11 protein-coding genes are annotated in these 17,732 nt (G+C 68.3%); 5 read left to right on the top strand and 6 right to left on the bottom strand.

Annotation, left to right across the window (positions count from 1 at the left end):
- Positions 1–10 precede the first annotated feature (10 nt).
- From AC5P68_RS03485 to AC5P68_RS03470, 4 genes are all read right to left on the bottom strand, one after another.
- Positions 11–832 carry an EamA family transporter gene (locus tag AC5P68_RS03485; protein ID WP_184013767.1) on the bottom strand — a complete coding sequence of 274 codons (822 nt, stop codon included), beginning with the start codon at positions 830–832 and terminating at the stop codon, positions 11–13.
- A gap of 150 nt (positions 833–982) precedes the next feature.
- Entirely contained in the window at positions 983–3,811 is a 2,829-nt protein-coding gene (locus AC5P68_RS03480) for a valine--tRNA ligase (RefSeq protein ID WP_033834369.1), read from the bottom strand.
- Between the two features lie 72 nt (positions 3,812–3,883).
- Entirely contained in the window at positions 3,884–4,309 is a 426-nt protein-coding gene (locus tag AC5P68_RS03475; protein WP_005408012.1) for a DNA polymerase III subunit chi, read from the bottom strand.
- A gap of 82 nt (positions 4,310–4,391) precedes the next feature.
- The gene (locus AC5P68_RS03470) at positions 4,392–5,870 is read right to left on the bottom strand and encodes a leucyl aminopeptidase (protein WP_288418103.1); all 1,479 of its coding nucleotides are present in this window, start codon (positions 5,868–5,870) and stop codon (positions 4,392–4,394) included.
- A gap of 104 nt (positions 5,871–5,974) precedes the next feature.
- Between AC5P68_RS03470 and lptF the strand changes: the two genes are divergently transcribed.
- Both lptF and lptG read left to right on the top strand, forming a co-directional pair.
- Complete coding sequence (gene lptF, locus AC5P68_RS03465; RefSeq protein WP_005408014.1) at positions 5,975–7,057, top strand: LPS export ABC transporter permease LptF; 1,083 nt, start codon at positions 5,975–5,977, stop codon at positions 7,055–7,057.
- Complete coding sequence (lptG, locus tag AC5P68_RS03460) at positions 7,054–8,160, top strand: LPS export ABC transporter permease LptG (protein WP_005408015.1); 1,107 nt, start codon at positions 7,054–7,056, stop codon at positions 8,158–8,160. Before lptF ends, lptG begins: the two co-directional genes overlap by 4 nt.
- Positions 8,161–8,349: 189 nt before the next feature.
- Here lptG and AC5P68_RS03455 read toward each other — a convergent pair whose 3' ends face one another.
- Positions 8,350–8,841 carry an RDD family protein gene (locus AC5P68_RS03455; protein ID WP_049402248.1) on the bottom strand — a complete coding sequence of 164 codons (492 nt, stop codon included), beginning with the start codon at positions 8,839–8,841 and terminating at the stop codon, positions 8,350–8,352.
- 56 nt (positions 8,842–8,897) lie between these two features.
- Between AC5P68_RS03455 and xerD the strand changes: the two genes are divergently transcribed.
- Together xerD and AC5P68_RS03445 are read left to right on the top strand one after the other, a co-directional pair.
- A complete protein-coding gene (gene xerD, locus AC5P68_RS03450; protein ID WP_024958537.1) occupies positions 8,898–9,875 on the top strand; it encodes a site-specific tyrosine recombinase XerD in 978 nt (325 codons plus the stop codon).
- A 100-nt stretch (positions 9,876–9,975) separates the two neighbouring features.
- Positions 9,976–10,758, top strand: coding sequence for a DsbC family protein (locus AC5P68_RS03445; RefSeq protein WP_005408019.1), 783 nt, complete (start codon positions 9,976–9,978; stop codon positions 10,756–10,758).
- 58 nt (positions 10,759–10,816) lie between these two features.
- On the opposite strand, the gene AC5P68_RS03440 is transcribed toward AC5P68_RS03445, so the two are convergent.
- Complete coding sequence (locus AC5P68_RS03440) at positions 10,817–12,916, bottom strand: glycosyl hydrolase family 18 protein (RefSeq protein WP_288418098.1); 2,100 nt, start codon at positions 12,914–12,916, stop codon at positions 10,817–10,819.
- An 819-nt stretch (positions 12,917–13,735) separates the two neighbouring features.
- Between AC5P68_RS03440 and purL the strand changes: the two genes are divergently transcribed.
- Positions 13,736–17,620 carry a phosphoribosylformylglycinamidine synthase gene (purL, locus tag AC5P68_RS03435; RefSeq protein WP_181453440.1) on the top strand — a complete coding sequence of 1,295 codons (3,885 nt, stop codon included), beginning with the start codon at positions 13,736–13,738 and terminating at the stop codon, positions 17,618–17,620.
- Positions 17,621–17,732: the final 112 nt, after the last annotated feature.

The raw sequence follows: 17,732 nt of genomic DNA, 5'->3' as shown, positions 1-17,732 counted from the left end.
CACGCTTTTCTCACGCCAGCCGCAGTGCCAACACACCGCCGACGATCAGCGCGGCCGCCAGCCAGCGCGCACGCGGAATCCGCTCGCGCAGCACGAACACCGAGATCAGCAACGCGAACAGGATCGAGGATTCACGCAGCGCCGAGACCATCGCCACCGGCGCCTGGGTCATGGCCCACAACGCCATCGCATAGGAGGCGGTGGTGCCGACGCCACCGGCCAGTCCCAGCGGCCAGTGCTGGCGCGCATAGTCCAGCACCGCGCCGCCGCGGGTGTACAACGCCCACAGCGGTAGTGGGATGCCTGACAGCAGGAACAGCCACAGCGTGTAACTGAGCGCGCTGCCGGACTGGCGCGCGCCCTGCGCATCGACCAAGGTGTAGGTGGCGATCATCGCCGCGGTCAGCAGCGGCAGCCGCAGCTGGCCGCCACGTGTGCCCAGTGCCATGCACAGGATGCCGCTGCTCACCAGCACCACGCCCAGCCACGCCGCCGGGGGCAGTTGCTCGCCCAGCAGGGTGCCGGCCAGCGCAACCAGGATCGGCGCGCTGCCACGCATCAGCGGATAGGCCAGGCTCATGTCGACCTGCTGGTAGCAGCGTGCCACCAGTCCGTAGTAGGTCACCTGCAGCAGCACGGATGCAGCCAGCCAGGGCCAGCTGTGCGCGGCCGGGAACGGCAGGAAGGGCAAGGCGGCCGCCGACAGCAGCGCGGCGCTGCCGGTGACCAGCACGGTGCCGAGGAATTTGTCCGGCCCGCGTTTGACGATCGCATTCCAGCTGGCATGCAGGGCCGCAGCCGCGAGGACCAGCAGGAAAATGGAAAGAGGCATCGGGCGATGATGCCATGCGGGGCAAATGTTCCGGGTTTGGTGGGTGCCAACCTTGGTTGGCACATCGCTCAGTGCGGACCAAGGTCCGCACCCACCAGAGCGAGGCAGGGCAGGTGCCAACCCCGGTTGGCACGCACCAGAGCGCGGCGCTTACAGCTTCGCGCGCTGCTCGCGCAGGCCGGCCAGCTGGGTGTTCCAGTCGGCCAGTCGCACGCGCTCCTGCTCGACCACGGCCGGCGGCACCTTGTCGGTGAACTTGGCCAGCTTGGTCTCGCTCTTTTCCTTCTCCGCTTCGACGCGGGCGATTTCCTTGTCCAGGCGCACGCGCTCGGCATCGAGATCGACCAGGCCTTCCAGCGGCACCAGCAGCTTCAGCTCGCCCACGATCGCGGCGGCGGCCGGCGGTGCGCTTTCGCCTTCGGCCAGCCACTGGATGCTGTCCAGCTTCAGCAGGAACGACAGCGAGGCGCTGAAGCGTTCGATGCGCACGCGGTCCTGCTCCAGCCCGGCCTGCAGGCGCAGCGGCACCAGCTTGGACGGCGCGACGTTCAGCTCACTGCGCACGCGGCGCACGGCACTGATCACCGCCTTCAGCCATTCCACGTCGGCCTCGGCCTGGGCGAAATCGCCTTCGAACTCGGCGGCGGTCGGGTACGGGCGCAGCGACAGCGTGGTTTCGGTCAGGCCCAGGCGCGGGGCCAGCTGCTGCCACAGCTGTTCGGTGATGAACGGCGTGAGCGGGTGCAGCAGGCGCAGCAGCGCTTCCAGCACGTACAGCAGGGTGTGGCGGGTGCTTTCGGCGTCGGCGGCGTCTGCACCGTTCAGTGCCGGCTTGCTCAGTTCCAGGAACCAGTCGCAGAACGCGTTCCAGGCGAACTCATACAGGCACTGCGCCAGCAGGTCGAAGCGGTAGGCGGCGAAATGGCCCTGCGCTTCGGCGGTGGTGGCGGCCAGGCGCGCGAGGATCCAGCGCTCGGCATCGGTACGCGGCCTGGGCACGCCGGTGAACGCCGCGCCCTCGGTGTTCATCAGCGCGAAGCGGCTGGCGTTCCACAGCTTGTTGCAGAAGTTCTTGTAGCCCTCGGCGCGGTTCATGTCGAACTTGATGTCGCGGCCGTGGGTGGCCAGTGCCGCGATGGTGAAGCGCAGCGCATCGGCACCGTGGGCGGCGATGCCGTCCGGGAATTCCTTGCGGGTGGCCTTCTCGATCTTCTCAACCATCTTCGGCTGCATCAGGCCGCCGGTGCGCTTGGCGACCAGGTCGTCGATGGTGATGCCGTCGATGATGTCCAGCGGGTCGAGCACGTTGCCCTTGCTCTTGGACATCTTCTGGCCCTGGCCGTCGCGGATCAGGCCGGTGAAGTAGACGTCCTTGAACGGGATCTTCCCGACCAGGTTGTCGGTGGCCATGATCATGCGCGCCACCCAGAAGAAGATGATGTCGAAGCCGGTGATCAGCACCGACGACGGCAGGTAGCGGTCGAAGCCGCGCTCGGCCATGGCCTGCTCGTTGGGCCAGCCCAGGGTGGAGAACGGCCACAGCTGCGAGGAGAACCAGGTCTCCAGCACGTCGCTTTCCTGGTTCAGCACCACGTCGCTGCCGAGGTTGTTCTTTGCCCGCACTTCCTCTTCGCTGCGACCGACGTAGCAGCTGCCGGTGGCTTCGTCGAACCACGCCGGGATGCGGTGGCCCCACCACAGCTGGCGGCTGATGCACCAGTCCTGGATGTTGTTCATCCAGTGGCGGTAGGTGTTGATCCAGTTCGGCGGCACGAAGGCGATGGTTCCGTCTTCGACCAGTTCCAGGCCACGCTTGGCCAGGTCGTCCATCTTCACGAACCACTGGTCGGTCAGGTACGGCTCGATCACCTGGCCGGTACGGTCGCCGCGCGGCACCTGCAGCTTGTGCGCCTTGGTCTCGACCAGGATGCCCAGGTCTTCCAGTTCGGCCAGCACCGCCTTGCGCGCGGCGTAGCGGTCCAGGCCCTGGAAACGCTCCGGTGCGTTTTCATTCAGCGCCGCCACCGGGGTGAACAGGTTGATCATCGGCAGGCTGTGGCGCACGCCCACTTCATAGTCGTTGAAATCGTGCGCCGGGGTGACCTTGACCACGCCGGTGCCGAACGCACGGTCCACGTAGTCGTCGGCGATCACCGGCACGCGGCGGCCGGTCAGCGGCAGCACCACGCTCTTGCCGATCAGGTGGGCATAGCGCTCATCTTCCGGGTGCACCATCACCGCGGTATCGCCCAGCAGGGTTTCCGGGCGCGTGGTGGCGACCACCAGGTAGTCGCGGGTTTCGCGCAGGGTTTCCACGCCGTCGGCATCGCGCTCGACGTGCTCGTAGCTCAGGCCCTCATCCAGCGTGTAGGCGATCGACCACAGGAAGCCGTCTTCCTCGGCGCTCTCCACTTCCAGGTCGGAAATGGCGGTCTTCAGCACCGGGTCCCAGTTGACCAGGCGCTGGCCGCGGTAGATCAGGCCCTGCTCGTACCAGCGCACGAAGGCTTCGTTCACTGCCGCCGACGGCTGCGGGTCCATGGTGAAGGTGCTGCGCGACCAGTCGGCGGAGGTGCCGAGGCGGCGCATCTGGCGCTCGATGGTATCGCCGGACTGCTGCTTCCACTCCCAGACCTTGCCGATGAAGCCTTCGCGGCCCAGCGAATCACGGGTCTCGCCCTTGCCTTCCAGCGCCAGGTTGCGGCTGACCACCATTTCGGTGGCGATGCCGGCGTGGTCGGTACCGACCTGCCACAGCGTGTCGTAGCCGCGCATGCGGTGGTAGCGCACCAGCGCGTCCATCAGGGTCTGCTGGAACGCATGGCCCATGTGCAGCGTGCCGGTCACGTTCGGCGGCGGCAGCAGGATGGTGTACGGCTCGCCCGTGCCGGACGGCTTGAAGTGGCCGGCCTTCTCCCAGGCCTCGTAGAGGTCGGTCTCGAAGGACTTCGGGTCGTAGCTGGAGGCGAGTTGGGTCATGCGGGGGAACCAGGAGGTAATCGTTGAAGGATCAGGGCGCGGCGGCGGCCCATCAAGGGGGCCGGGGCGCGCTTACATGTCGTGCTTGTTCAGCTCGTAACCGGCGGCCTTGTACTGGCGCCAGCGTTCGCGCAGCGGTTCGCGCGCTTCCGGATCGGCCGGGACCACTTCCAGCACGCGTTCGCACTGGCCCAGCCAGGGTTCATCGCGCAGGTTGATCACCAGCGGGCGTGCCGGCGCGTCGGTGCCGGGTACGGCGATCAGCACCAGGGCCTCTTCCTCGTCCATGTCTTCGCCGGCGATCTGGTGCGGGATGTAGGCGTCGTTGTCGAACGCCCACAGCAGCTCGTCCAGCTCCTCGGCCTGGGCCTGGTCGCGGGCCAGCACCAGGGTGAACAACCCGGCGTCGTTGGCCTTGCGCGCCAGTTCGCAGACCAGGCGCAGCGGCTCGGTCAGGAAGCGGGGCTTGGCGATCAGGTAGAAGTCGGCGCGGGGCATGGCAGGATCCGGGTCAGGCAGGGGCCCGGCGATGCCGGGCGAGGCCCTTGCCAGCGGGGGCCGGCCAGGGTCGGGTACGGCATCAGGCGCGGGCGGCCTGGTCCAGCAGCCACTGGCTCAGCAGGCCGACCGGGCGGCCGGTGGCCATGCCACGCTTGCCTTCATCGCTGGCCACGCCGGCGATGTCCAGATGGGCCCAGCGCTGGCCTTCGGTGAAGCGCGACAGGAAGCAGCCCGCAGTGATCGCGCCGGCCCAGCGGCCGCCGATGTTGTAGACGTCGGCGAAGGTCGAATCCAGCATCGGCTGGTACTCGTCCCACAACGGCAGGCGCCAGGCGCGGTCGAACACATGCTCGCCGGCGGCCAGCAGTTCATTGGCCAGGTCGTCGTGCTTGCTCATCAGGCCGGCGGTCTGGTGGCCCAGGGCGACCATGCAGGCACCGGTCAGGGTGGCGACGTCGACCAGCGCGGCCGGTTCGAAGCGCTGCGCATAGGTCAGCGCATCGCACAGGATCAGGCGGCCTTCGGCGTCGGTGTTGCCCACTTCGATGGTCTTGCCCGACATCGAGGTGATCACGTCGGACGGGCGGTAGGCGTTGCCGTCGATGGCGTTTTCCACCGCCGGCACCACCACCACCAGGTTCAGCGGCAGCTTGGCCTTGACCGCGGCGACGAAGGTGCCGATGACGTTGGCGCCACCGCACATGTCGTACTTCATCTCTTCGATGCCGCCCTGGGTCTTCAGGTTGACGCCACCGGTATCGAAGGTGATGCCCTTGCCGACCAGCACGTACGGCTTGGCGTCGCCGCCGCCGGTCCACTTCAGCACCACCAGGCGCGGGCGGTTGGCCGAACCACGGGCCACGGCCAGCAGCGAGCCCATGCCCAGCGCTTCCATCTGGTGCTCATCGAGAATCTCGGCCTCGGCACCGTCATGCTCACCGGCGAACTTCACGCCCACCTCGGCCAGGTAGGCCGGGGTGCAGTAGTTCGGCGGCAGGTTGCCCAGCTCGCGGGCGAACTCGACACCGGCGGCGATGGCCTGGCCCTGGGCCAGGGCCTGGGCGTCGTCACCGGCGATGGCCAGCTGGGCCAGGCCGGCGTCGTCGGCCTTCTTCTTGCCCAGAGTGGCGGTGTAGCGGTAGGCAGCGTGATCGGCGGCGATCACCGCCTGGCGGATCGCCCAGGCCGCGTCGCGGTCCTTGATGGCCACTTCGGACAGGGTGAACAGTGCGCTGCGGGTAGCGCCCGCCTTCAGCGCGCGCACGGCGTCGCCAACGGCCTTCAGGTACTGCGGTACATCGAAGCGGGCGGCGTCGCCGAGACCGACCACCAGCACGCGCGGGGCGGACACGCCCGGCAGGTCGTGCAGCAGGGTGGTGGCGCCGGTCTTGCCGGACAGGTCGCCGCGCTGGGCCAGCGAGGCCAGGCGGCCGCCGCTGGCGGCGTCCAGGGCCTGTGCGGCGGGGGTCAGGGTATGGTCGGCATACGCGCCGACCACCAGGCAATCAACGGCGGCGGCGGCCGGAGCAACGTGGTTCAGGGTGAATTCGAGGGCCATTGAGCAGATTCCATTGGCGAGTCCGTACAATCGCAGGCCGTTTACGCCCAGACAGTAGACTGGGCGGCACCGCGAACGAACCCCAGAGTTTAAACCACCGCCCCATGCTGAAGCTCGACCGATACCTGCTGGGCGATTTCGTCCAGAGTTTCCTGGCTACCCTGATCGTCCTGCTGGTGGTCAGCGTGGGCGGCGTGCTGGTGGACATCCTCGGCAACATCGCCGACGGGCGCCTGCCGGCCAAGCTGCTGTTCTCCCAACTGGGCCTGCAGTTCATCGCCTACCTGCCACTGATCCTGCCGCTGGCGTTGATGCTGGGCCTGCTGCTGGCGGTGGCCCGTCTCTACCGCGACTCGGAAATGGCCGTCATCACTGCCATTGGCGTGGGCCCCAAACGCCTGCTGCGGCCGCTGCTGATGCTGGTGGTGCCGGTGGTGGCGCTGGTCGGCGCCTGCTCCTTGTGGCTGGGCCCGTGGGCCGGCCGGGTGGCCGAGCAGATGATCATCGAGGCCAATCGAAGCGTGCTGATGGCGGGCCTGGAGCCGGGCCGCTTCACCCAGCTGCCCAATGGTGGCGTGGTCTACCTGTCCTCGATCTCGCCCGATGGTACCCAGCTGGGCCGGGTCTTCCTGCAGCGGCAGAAGGACGATCGTCTGGAAGTGGTGTCCGCCGCAGGGGGGCGCATGTTCTTCGAAGGCGCTCGCCAGCGCTTCCTGGAGCTGGATGATGGCCACCAGGTGGAAGGACCGGTGGCCGGGGGGCTGGATTACCGTCTGGCCACCTTCGCCCGCAACGATGTGGCCCTGCCCGACGGTGCGCAGACCCGTACCGGCGATGATCCGGAACTGATGCCGACCACGCAGCTGTTCGGCGATGACCGGCCCGAGGCGCAGGCACAGCTGCATCGCCGCCTTGCCCCGCCGTTGATCGCGCTGGCGTTTGCGCTGCTGACCGTGCCGCTGGGCCGCAGCTCGCCGCGCCAGCAGCGCTACGGGCGGATGATGCTGGCGCTGATGGCCTACATGGTGGGCACCAACCTGATGTTCATCGGCAGTGGCTGGATCGCCAATGGCAAGATTCCGCCTGCGCTTGGCCTGTGGTGGCTGACCCTGCCGCTGCTGGCGCTGGCGATCTGGATGTATGCACGTGATGGCCGCCTGGGCCGCCCGAAGGGAGCCCGCGCATGAGACTGCGCCCGATGCGTTTCGACCTGTATCTCGGCCAGTCGGTGTTCACCACGGTGCTGCTGACCTGGGCCGTACTGGTGGGCCTGGACGTGGTGATGGCGTTTTCCGGCGAGTTCAAGGACATCGGCAAGAACGGCTACACCCTGGGGCATGCGGCCGCCTGGGTGCTGTATACGGTGCCACGCCGTGCCTACACCATGTTCCCCACGGCTGCGGTGATCGGTGCGCTGATGGGCCTGGGCCAGCTGGCCGCGACCTCCGAGCTGACCGCGCTGCGTGCGCTGGGCCTGTCGCGCAAGCGCCTGAGCGTATCGGTGGCCATCGCCCTGTCGTTGCTTACCGCAGTGATGGTGCTCAGCGCCGAGACGCTGGGCCCCTGGGGCCAGGACCGTGCCGATGCGCTGAAGTCCAGTGCCAAATGGGGGCGGGACATCTCCACCACCCGCTATTCCGGCCTGTGGGCGCGCGAGGGCGATACCTTCCTCAGCGCCGCCGGTGGCGAAGAGCAGCTGGTGGGCGACAAGGGCACGCGGCTGATCCTGCGTGACGTGCGCCTGTATCGCATCGCCGAGGATGGTCGGATCGCCTCGCTGACCCATGCGGACACGGCCGAGCACGACCGTGACGGCTGGGTGCTGACCGGCGTGCGCCGCGATACCTTCGGTGAACGTTCGGCCACGCGCGAGGAAGTGGCGCGCGAGCCGTGGAACTCCAAGCTGGACGCCGGCGCGCTGGCCACCGGCATCGCCAAGCCGCGCAACCTCAGTGTGGCCGAGCTGCGTACCAGCATCGAATACCGCGAGCGCAACGGTCTGGACGCGCGCGACTACGAGGATGTGTACTGGAGCCGCTGGTTCTACCCGGTGAACGTGCTGGCGCTGTGCCTGGCGGCGGTGCCGTTCGCGTTCGGCTCGCTGCGCAGTGGTGGCATGGGCAAGCGCCTGTTCCTCGGCATCCTGTTCGCGCTGGGCTTCTGGCTGCTGCAGCTGTTCTTCGGCCGCATGGCCGGCGCGTTGAAGTTCGATTACCGCATTGCCTATGCGTTGCCGCCGATCGTGATGCTGGCGATATCGGGACTGCTGTTCCGGCGCAAGTCGGGTTGATCATCGTTGTTGTAGAGCCGAAGGTAGCGGCAGGAGCCGCTGCCAACGTCGCTGGCGACGGCCTGAAGGGTGCCGGCCGGGACGGCAGGCATAGCCCACGCTCGGCTGCTTTGCGCGCACCGCCCGCCAACCGAGCTTCGGCTCGACTCTACACAAGCGCCGCGTAGGATCGGATTGAAAGGTGATGCGTTACCGCTTCGGCATGCGCAGCAGGCGGGTGCCGCTGGCGCGGTCGTGCCAGGTCAGCCGCTGGCGGTCAGCCCATGCCCACCAGAATCCCAGGCCGCCCAGCAGCAGCGACAGCGTGCCCACCACGAAGCGCAGCCAAAGCTGCGTGCGTCGCAGGGGCGCGCCATCACTCGATTCCAGCTTCAAGCGCCACGGCCGCATGCCCAGCGTCTGCCCACCACGGCGCCAGCTGGCCGTGGCATACCACCCCGTGACCAGCCAGCACACCGCCCACAGCAGCCACTGCCAGACGCTGAACGGTGCGATGTTCTCGCGCTGGGCGTGGCCGCTGAAGGTGTAGGCAAGGGTGAACAGGGTGCCGGCCAACATCCACAGCGCCAGCACCGGAAGCGCGTCGTAGACCATCGCCAGCACGCGCCACAGCAGCAATGCACGCGGGCGGGGCAGCTCGGTAGTGGCCGCAGGGGCCGTATCAATGGCGGGGCGGGACATGCGCCGAGCATACGCAATGCTGGCCGCATCCGCAGTGGCCCTCGTATCCTGCACGCATGGCCCTTGTTTCCACCCCCGCCGAACGCCGCCAGCTGGTCCAGCAACTGCCCGAACTGCGCGCCGACGACAGCATGCGCATCCAGCGCTTCCTCGATGCGATCTGGGCCGAGAACGGTCTGGCCCGCGCCACCCTCGACAGCTACCGGCGCGACCTGGAAGGGCTGGCGCGCTGGATGGATGGGCGCGATGGTGGCCTGGCCGGCATCGAGCGCCCCGGGTTGTTCGACTACTTGGCCTGGCGCACCCGTCATGGCTGGTCGCCGCGCAGCAATGCGCGGTTGCTGTCGGCGCTGCGGGCGTTCTTCGCCGATGGCGTGCGCCGTGGCGAACGCGGCGAGGACCCCAGCGCGCTGCTGGATCCGCCCAAGCTGCCACGATTGCTGCCCAAGGCGCTGGCCGAAAGCCAGATCGACGCGCTGTTGGCAGCGCCGGATATCGACAGCCCGCTGGGCCTGCGCGACCGCGCCATGCTGGAGTTGATGTACGCCGCCGGCCTGCGCGTGAGCGAGCTGGTGCTGCTGCCGGCCACCGCGGTCAACCTGCGCCAGGGCGTGCTGCGGGTCACCGGCAAGGGCAGCAAGGAACGGCTGGTGCCGCTGGGTGAGGAATCGCAGCACTGGCTGGAGCGCTATCTACAGGCATCGCGCCCGCTGCTGGTCGGCAAGGGCAAGGTGCAGGCGCTGGCCGATGGGCAGACCCCATTGTTTGTCGAACCGACGCTGCATGCGCTGACCCGGCAGGCGTTCTGGCACCTGGTCAAGCGCCACGCGCAGGTGGCCGGCATCGACCCGGCGCGGATCAGCCCGCACGGCCTGCGCCACAGCTTCGCCACCCATCTGCTCAACCGCGGTGCCGACCTGCGCGCGCTGCAGATGCTGCTTGGCCACAGCTCGTTGTCGACCACCCAGATCTACACCCTGGTGGCGCGCGAGCACCTGCAGAAACTGCACGCCCGGCATCATCCGCGCGGCTGAGCCGTGTCCTGAACCCCGGCCCCGGGCGGTGCGCGGCGTCGCGGCCCGGTGCCGGTGGCTGTGTCAGAATCCGGGGTCTTCTTCTGTCGCGGACTGCTCCATGCTCCGATTTGCCATCGCCGCCGTGTTCGGTGCGCTCAGCCTGACTGCCTGCGCCCAGCCGGCCCCGCCAGCCGCCAAGGCGCCTGCCGCTGCTGCCAAGCCCGGCCCGGCCGCCAACGCGCCAGCCGACCAGGCCGTGCGCGCCGCGTTGACTGCCCTGAACCCCGGTTTCAAGGTGGACTACATCGGTGCCGCGCCGTTCCCCGGCTTCCGCGAGGTGGTCGTTTCCGGCCAGCTGCTGTACGTGTCCGACGACGGTCGCTACCTGTTCCAGTCGCAGCCTTACGACACCCGTGCCAAGGGCCCGGCCAACAGCGAAGGCCTGCTCGGCTACCGCCGCGATCTGCTGGCCAAGGCCAACCATGGCGACCGCATCGTGTTCGCCGCGCCGAATGCCAAGTACACCATCAGCGTGTTCACCGACATCGAGTGCGGCTATTGCCGCAAGCTGCACCAGGACATCGCCGAGCTCAACCGCAACGGTATCTCCGTCGAGTATCTGGCATTCCCGCGCATGGGCCTCGGCAGCAAGGACTACACCGACATGATCTCGGTCTGGTGTGCGGCCGATCGCCGCCAGGCACTGACCAACGCCAAGCGCGGTGGCAACGTGCCGGCAAAGAACTGCACCAACCCGGTGGCGATGCAGTACGCACTGGGCCAGCAGCTGGGCGTGAACGGCACGCCGGCGATCTTCGCGCCGGACGGCACCCAGCTGGGGGGCTACCTGCCGCCGGCGCAGCTGCGCGCGGCGCTGGAAAAACTGTCGGCCAAGCGCTGATCGGCGCCGACCTTTTCCTGTAGAGCCGGGGATGCGTGTCGCATCCCCGGCTTTTTTCTTACTTCAGGCCATCACTGACCGCCTTGGTCAGCGTGCCCTGCGCATCATCACCACTGAACTCCCAGACGAACGCGCCGCCCAGGCCCTGGGTCTTCACGTAACCCATCTTGCGGGTGATGTTGGCCGGGGTGTCGAAGCTCCACAGCGTGCTGCCGTTGTAGATCCAGGTGGCACCGGCGGTGTTGTCGGTGTAGCCCGGCCACGCCAGGTTCTTCAGCACCTTCCAGTCCTCGATGCCGGCTTCATACGTGCCCGGGGCAGCGCCGGTCGCGGTCTGGTACAGGCCGTTGTTGGCGTTGGCCACACCGGTCCAGCCACGCCCGTAGTAGCCGATGCCCAGGTTGAGCTTGGCGGCAGGCACGCCACGGCTGATGAAGGCCTCGATGGCGTCGTTGCTGTTGTACAGCTTCTGGTCGCCGGTGGACGGATCATTCGGCGAATCAAACAGCGCCGACTGGTGATTGGTCTTCGCATCCCACGCGCCGTGGAAGTCGTAGGTCATCACGTTGATGTAGTCCAGGTACGGGTGGTACGCGGCCGGGTCGGTGACGCGGATCTTGTCGATGCCGGCACCCACCGCCACCGTCAGCAGCAGGCCCGGACGCACTGCATCGAGCTGGCGGCGGAACTCGGCCATCAGCGCGGTGAAGTTGGCGTTGTCTTCCGGCTTGCCGCATTCGATGCCGCACGCCACCGGGTATTCCCAGTCGATGTCGATGCCGTCGAACACGCCCAGCGCGGCACCGGCACCACCGGCACCGTCGGTTACCGGCAGGTTGCCCTTGATGTAGGCATCGATGCACGAGGCGACGAAGGCCTGGCGGTTTTCCGGGCGCGCCGCGCTGGAGAAGCCGCGCGACCAGGTCCAGCCACCCAGCGAGATCAGCACCTTCATGCCGGGGTACTTGGCCTTGAGCTGCTTGAGCTGGTTCCAGTTGCCGCGCAGCGGCTGGTCCCAGGTATCGGCGCTGCCGCTGACACTCTCGGCGGCACTGAAGGCCTTGGTGTAGTCGGCGAAGGCATCACCACCGGCACCGCTGTTCGGATCCGACGGCTGGGTGACGCCCACTTCGCAGCGGTTGTTGCGCACGTTGCCGAAGGCGTAGTTGATGTGGGTCAGGCGCGCGGCCGAACCGCTGCTGTCGATGTTCTTGACCCGGTAGTTGCGGCCGTAGATGCCCCACTGGGTGAAGTAACCGATGACCCGCTTGCCGGTGGTGCCACCGTCACCGGCCAGCGTGGTGGCGCTGATCTCGGTGCCCTGTGCCGACGCATTGCCGGCGTTGTCGCGGGCACGTACGCGGTAGCGGTAGGTGGTCGACGCGGTCAGCCCGCCATCCACATAGCTGGCACTGGACGGCGAACCGACCAGGCTGCCATTGCGGTACACGTCATAGCCGGCCACGCCGCTGCCACCGGTGTTGTCGGTGGACGGGCTCCAGCTGAGGGCGATGCTGTTGGCGGTACGCGTTCCGGCCGCCAGCCCACCCGGCACGCTCGGCGCAGTGGTATCGCCACCGGCGGCGTTGACGGTGATGGTGATGGTCGGGGTGCTGGTGGTGGCGTTGTTGTTGTCGGTGGCTACCGCGCGCAGGGTGTGGCTGCCGGCGCTGGCGTTGGCCCAGCTGGCCGCATACGGCGCACTGGTGGCCACGCCGAGCGTACTGCCATCGCGGAAGAATTCGACCTTGGCGACGCTGCCGTCCGGATCACTGGCGGTGGCGGTTACGTTGACCGTGCTGCCGGCGCTGAAGGTGGCGCCGTTGGCCGGCGAGGTCAGGCTGACCACCGGCGGCTGGTTGGCGCCGCTGCCATCGCAGGCACCGAGGTTGGTGTAGTAGGGCGCACCGGCCGGATGGTCCGGCGGCGCGTTCCAGATGTCCTGGTTCGCCCGATAGAGGACGCCTCCTTTCTGCAGGGTATCGCCGGCCCGGTAGATCTTGGCCTGGTCCCACTGGGCCACGCCGGCACAGCTGGCGGCCTGCGCCAGGCCGGGCAGGGCAGCGGCACCGGCGGCCACGGCGAGCAGCCAGGCCAGGCGGCGGGGACGACAGCTTCGGGTCGCACGTTCGGCACTGCGCACAATCGGGTCGTACATGGGTAAGTCTCCGATCAAAGGGCGCGCGGGCCCCGATGGCGCCGCGCGTGACGCAGGTCCGGGCGTCGCCCGGGAAGGCGACGGGTGGGGCCGGACGGAGGTACCTGGGAGGCCGGGGAGAGAGTCCGGCGCCAGGTGGGGACAACGTTGTCATCAATCGCGTGGTCAATCCGTGAGCAAGCGCATGGTTCCGGGATCCGGATGGAGAGCGGCGCTGCGCGCGGTCGGCGGCCATCGGCGGAGCCCCTCGTGGCTGGTCGGGCGCGAATTCATGGGTTTGGCCGGGTGGGTGGGGTCAGGCGGGGACGCCGTGAACCCGTCCCTGGGGGCTTGGCCGCGGCATCCATGCCGCGGACACCCCGCCTGCCCCCACCCACCCGGCCTCTGACAGGTTCCTGCGCGGTCAGCCACGAAAGGCAGAACAAAAAATCAAAAGCAGAAGCCGGTCGCTGCGCTCTTAAATGCCTGACTTCCGACGTTCCCTTATTGCCGGCCAGCGGCCGGCACTACCGGGGAGCATCCACGCATGGCGTGGATCTACCGCAGATCGCGGAAATCTGTCGGAGGCGGGGTGGGTCCGGTGGCGGGCGGCCAGATCAGTCCGCGGCATGGATGCCGCGGCCAAGCCCCCAGGGGCGGGTTTACGGCGTCCCCCGCCACCGGACCCACCCCGCCATCCCACGGGAACCCCGCTTTTGCTTTGGCCGTTGCTGTTGCTGTTGCCCTGGCCTCGGCGGGTGCCGGGCGCCGCCCGGCCAAAGCCCTTCCCCCGCTTCCGGTACAATGTCGGGCCCGTTTCCCAACTACGGTTCCCCGGACATGATGGTCCTCGAGGGCGCGCCCGCCCTGTCGCCGTTCCGCCGCGAACGTCTTGAATCCCGCCTGCAGTCCATCGCTCCCTCCCTGCGCATCAGCGGTGCCTGGCACGTCTACTTCGTGCAGCCCGAAGGCAGCGCCGCTCCCGACCTCGCCACCCTGTGCCGCATCCTCGAAGCTGCGCCGCAGGCGGAAGCCGTGGCCGACGGCGCGGTCAGCCGCATCGTGGTGCCGCGCCTGGGTACGCTGTCGCCGTGGTCGAGCAAGGCCACCGAACTGGTGCGCGGTGCCGGCCAGCCGGTAAGCCGGGTCGAGCGGGGCCTGCGCATCGACGTGCAGGGCTGGCCGGCCGATGCCGACGTGCAGCAGGCGCTGGTCAAGGCACTGCACGACCCGATGACGCAGTCAGTGCTGGAGACCGTGAAGCAGGGCCAGGCGCTGTTCTCGGCGCCCGCCCGCGGCGAACTGGAACGCGTGCCGGTGGACCAGCTGGAGGCCGCCAACGAGCGCCTCGGACTGGCCATGGCCCAGGACGAGATCGATTACCTGCGCGAACGCTTCACCGCGCTGGGCCGCTCGCCGTCGGACGTCGAACTGATGATGTTCGCGCAGGCCAATTCCGAGCACTGCCGCCACAAGATCTTCAACGCCAGCTGGACCATCGACGGCCAGGAGCAGGACCGCTCGCTGTTCCGGATGATCAAGAACACCCACCAGCAGACCCCGCAGCACACGCTCAGCGCGTACAGCGACAACGCCGCGGTGATCGAAGGCCATCCGGCGTCGCGCTACCGCCCGGATCCGGCCAGCGGCGAGTACCGTCGTGAACCGCAGGTGCCCAGCGCGTTCCAGATCAAGGTGGAGACCCACAACCACCCGACCGCCATCGCACCGTTCCCGGGCGCCTCGACCGGCGCCGGTGGTGAAATCCGCGACGAAGGCGCGACCGGCCGCGGCGGCAAGCCGAAGGCCGGCCTGACCGGTTTCTCGGTCTCGCACCTGCGCATTCCCGAGCTGCCGCAGCCGTGGGAAGCGCCGCGCGCGCTGAACCCGCGCATGGCGCCCGCGCTGGAAATCATGACCGATGGTCCGCTCGGTGGCGCCGCGTTCAACAACGAGTTCGGCCGCCCGAACCTGCTCGGCTACTTCCGCAGCTTCGAGCTGCCTGAAGGCGCCGACCTGGTGCGCGCCTACGACAAGCCGATCATGCTGGCCGGCGGCCTCGGCGCCATCGACCGTATCCAGGTCGACAAGATCCAGCTGCAGGCGGGTGATGCGGTCATCGTGCTCGGTGGCCCGGCAATGCTGATCGGCCTGGGTGGCGGTGCCGCCAGTTCGGTGGCCTCCGGCGAAAGCGCCGAGGACCTGGATTTCGCCAGCGTGCAGCGCGACAACCCGGAGATGGAGCGCCGCTGCCAAGAGGTCATCGACCGCTGCGTGGCGATGGGCAGCAACAACCCGATCAAGTTCTTCCACGACGTCGGTGCCGGTGGCCTGTCCAATGCCATCCCCGAGCTGCTGCACGACTCCAAGGTCGGTGGCGTGATCGATCTGGGCAAGGTGCCCACCGATGATCCGTCGCTGTCGCCGATGCAGCTGTGGTGCAACGAATCGCAGGAACGCTACGTGCTCGGCGTCGCCCAGGAGCGCCTGGCCGAGTTCGCCGCGCTGTGCGCCCGCGAGCGCTGCCCGTTCGCTGCGGTCGGCGTGGCCACCGCCGAGGAACACCTGGTGGTGGCCTATGGCGCCGTGCCGGGCCACACCCCGGCCGATGCGCCGATCGACCTGCCGATGGACGTGCTGTTCGGCAAGCCGCCGAAGATGCACCGCGATACCGCACACCCGCCGGCACCGCGCTGGCCGGCGCTGAAGACCGCGGGCCTGGACCTGCAGGAAGCGGGCCTGCGCGTGCTTGCGCACCCGACGGTGGCCTCGAAGAACTTCCTGGTCACCATCGGTGACCGCAGCGTCGGTGGTCTGACCGCACGCGAACAGATGGTCGGCCCGTGGCAGCTGCCGGTGGCCGATGTGGCCATCACCGTGGCCGACTTCGACGGCGTGGCCGGCGAGGCGATGTCGATCGGCGAGCGCACCCCGCTGGCCCTGCTCGATGCGGCGGCTTCGGCACGTATGGCCGTGGGCGAAGCGTTGACCAACCTGTGCGCGGCCCCGGTCGATGCGCTGGATGAGATCAAACTGTCGGCGAACTGGATGGCCGCGGCCGGCCACCCCGGCGAAGACGCGCTGCTGTACGACGCGGTGAAGGCCGTGGGCATGGAACTGTGCCCGCAGCTGGACATCAGCATTCCGGTGGGCAAGGACTCGCTGTCGATGCAGGCGCAGTGGCACGACCAGGGCCAAGCGCACAAGAGCGTGTCGCCGGTGTCGCTGGTGATCTCTGCGTTCGCACCGGTCGCCGATGTGCGCCAGCAGCTGACCCCGCTGCTCGACCGCGACGTGGAAAGCGAGCTGTGGCTGATCGGCCTTGGCGCCGGCAAGCAGCGCCTGGGCGGTTCCATCCTGGCCCAGGTGCATGCCGACCACGGTGACCTGCCGGCGTTCGCCGGTGCCGCCCCGGATCTGGACGACCCGCAGCGCCTGCGTGGCTTCTTCGAGCTGATCCGCGATGCGCGCCAGGCCGGCCTGCTGCTGGCCTACCACGACCGCAGCGACGGCGGTGCCTTCGCCGCGCTGTGCGAAATGGCCTTCACGTCGCGCCTGGGGCTGGACATCACCCTCGATGCCTGGGGCGACGATCCATTCCGCAGCCTGTTCAACGAAGAGCTGGGCGCGGTGGTGCAGATCGCACGCGAAGACCGCGCAGCGTTCGCCGACCTGGTCGAGCGCCATGCACTGACCGAGTGCGCGCAGCGCATCGCCAAGCCGACCACCGCACCGGTGGTGCGCGTGTCGCTGGCTGGCGAGAACCTGGCTGAATGGCGCTGGGAGTCGCTGTTCGACGCATGGTGGTCGGTCACCCACGCGATGCAGAAGCGCCGCGACAACCCGGCCAACGCCGACGCCGAGCGTGAGATCGCCCGTGCCTTCAACGCACCGGGCCTGAAGCCCAAGCTCAGCTTCGACATCAATGAAGACGTGGCCGCCCCGTTCATCAGCACCGGTGCGCGTCCGCGCGTGGCCGTGCTGCGCGAGCAGGGCGTCAACGGCCAGATCGAAATGGCGAACATCTTCGAACGTGCCGGCTTCCGGCCCTTCGATGTGCACATGAGCGACCTGATCGAAGGCCGCGTCGCCCTGCAGGACTTCAACGGCCTGGTCGCCTGCGGCGGCTTCAGTTACGGCGACGTGCTTGGCGCTGGCCGTGGCTGGGCCACCTCGATCCTGGAGCGCAGCGCGCTGCGTGATGCCTTCGCCGCGTTCTTCGCGCGCGAGGACAGCTTCGCCCTGGGCGTGTGCAACGGCTGCCAGATGATGAGCCAGCTGAAGGACATCATTCCCGGTGCCGAACACTGGCCGCAGTTCCGCCGCAATGCCAGCGAGCAGTTCGAAGCCCGTACCGCGCTGCTGGAAGTGGTGGAATCTCCGTCGATCCTGCTGCGTGGCATGGCCGGTTCGCGCCTGCAGGTGGCAGTGGCGCATGGCGAAGGCCAGGCGGTGTTCGACAACGCGGTCGACCAGGCCGCGGCCCGTGTTTCGCTGCGCTACATCGATGGCCACGGCAACGTCGCCAGCCAGTACCCGCTGAATCCGAACGGTTCGCCGGACGGCATCACCGGCCTGACCAGCAGCGACGGCCGCGTGACCATCATGATGCCGCACCCGGAACGCACCCCGCGCGCGCTCAACATGAGCTGGGCCCCGGCCGAGTGGCAGGGTGATTCGCCGTGGATGCGCATGTTCCGCAACGCGCGGGTGTGGTGCGGCTGATCGCACCACACCGCGCAGGCTTCAATGCCGTTGCGTATGGAAAAACCCGCCGTTGATCGGCGGGTTTTTTCTTTGCGCGTGTGAAAATCCTGATGTACCCGCGAGTTACATG

Source organism: Stenotrophomonas sp. YJH_SMC_58, from assembly GCF_059369635.1.
Note: the sequence above shows the minus strand (reverse complement) of the source record. Positions and strands in the feature narration are given on the sequence as shown.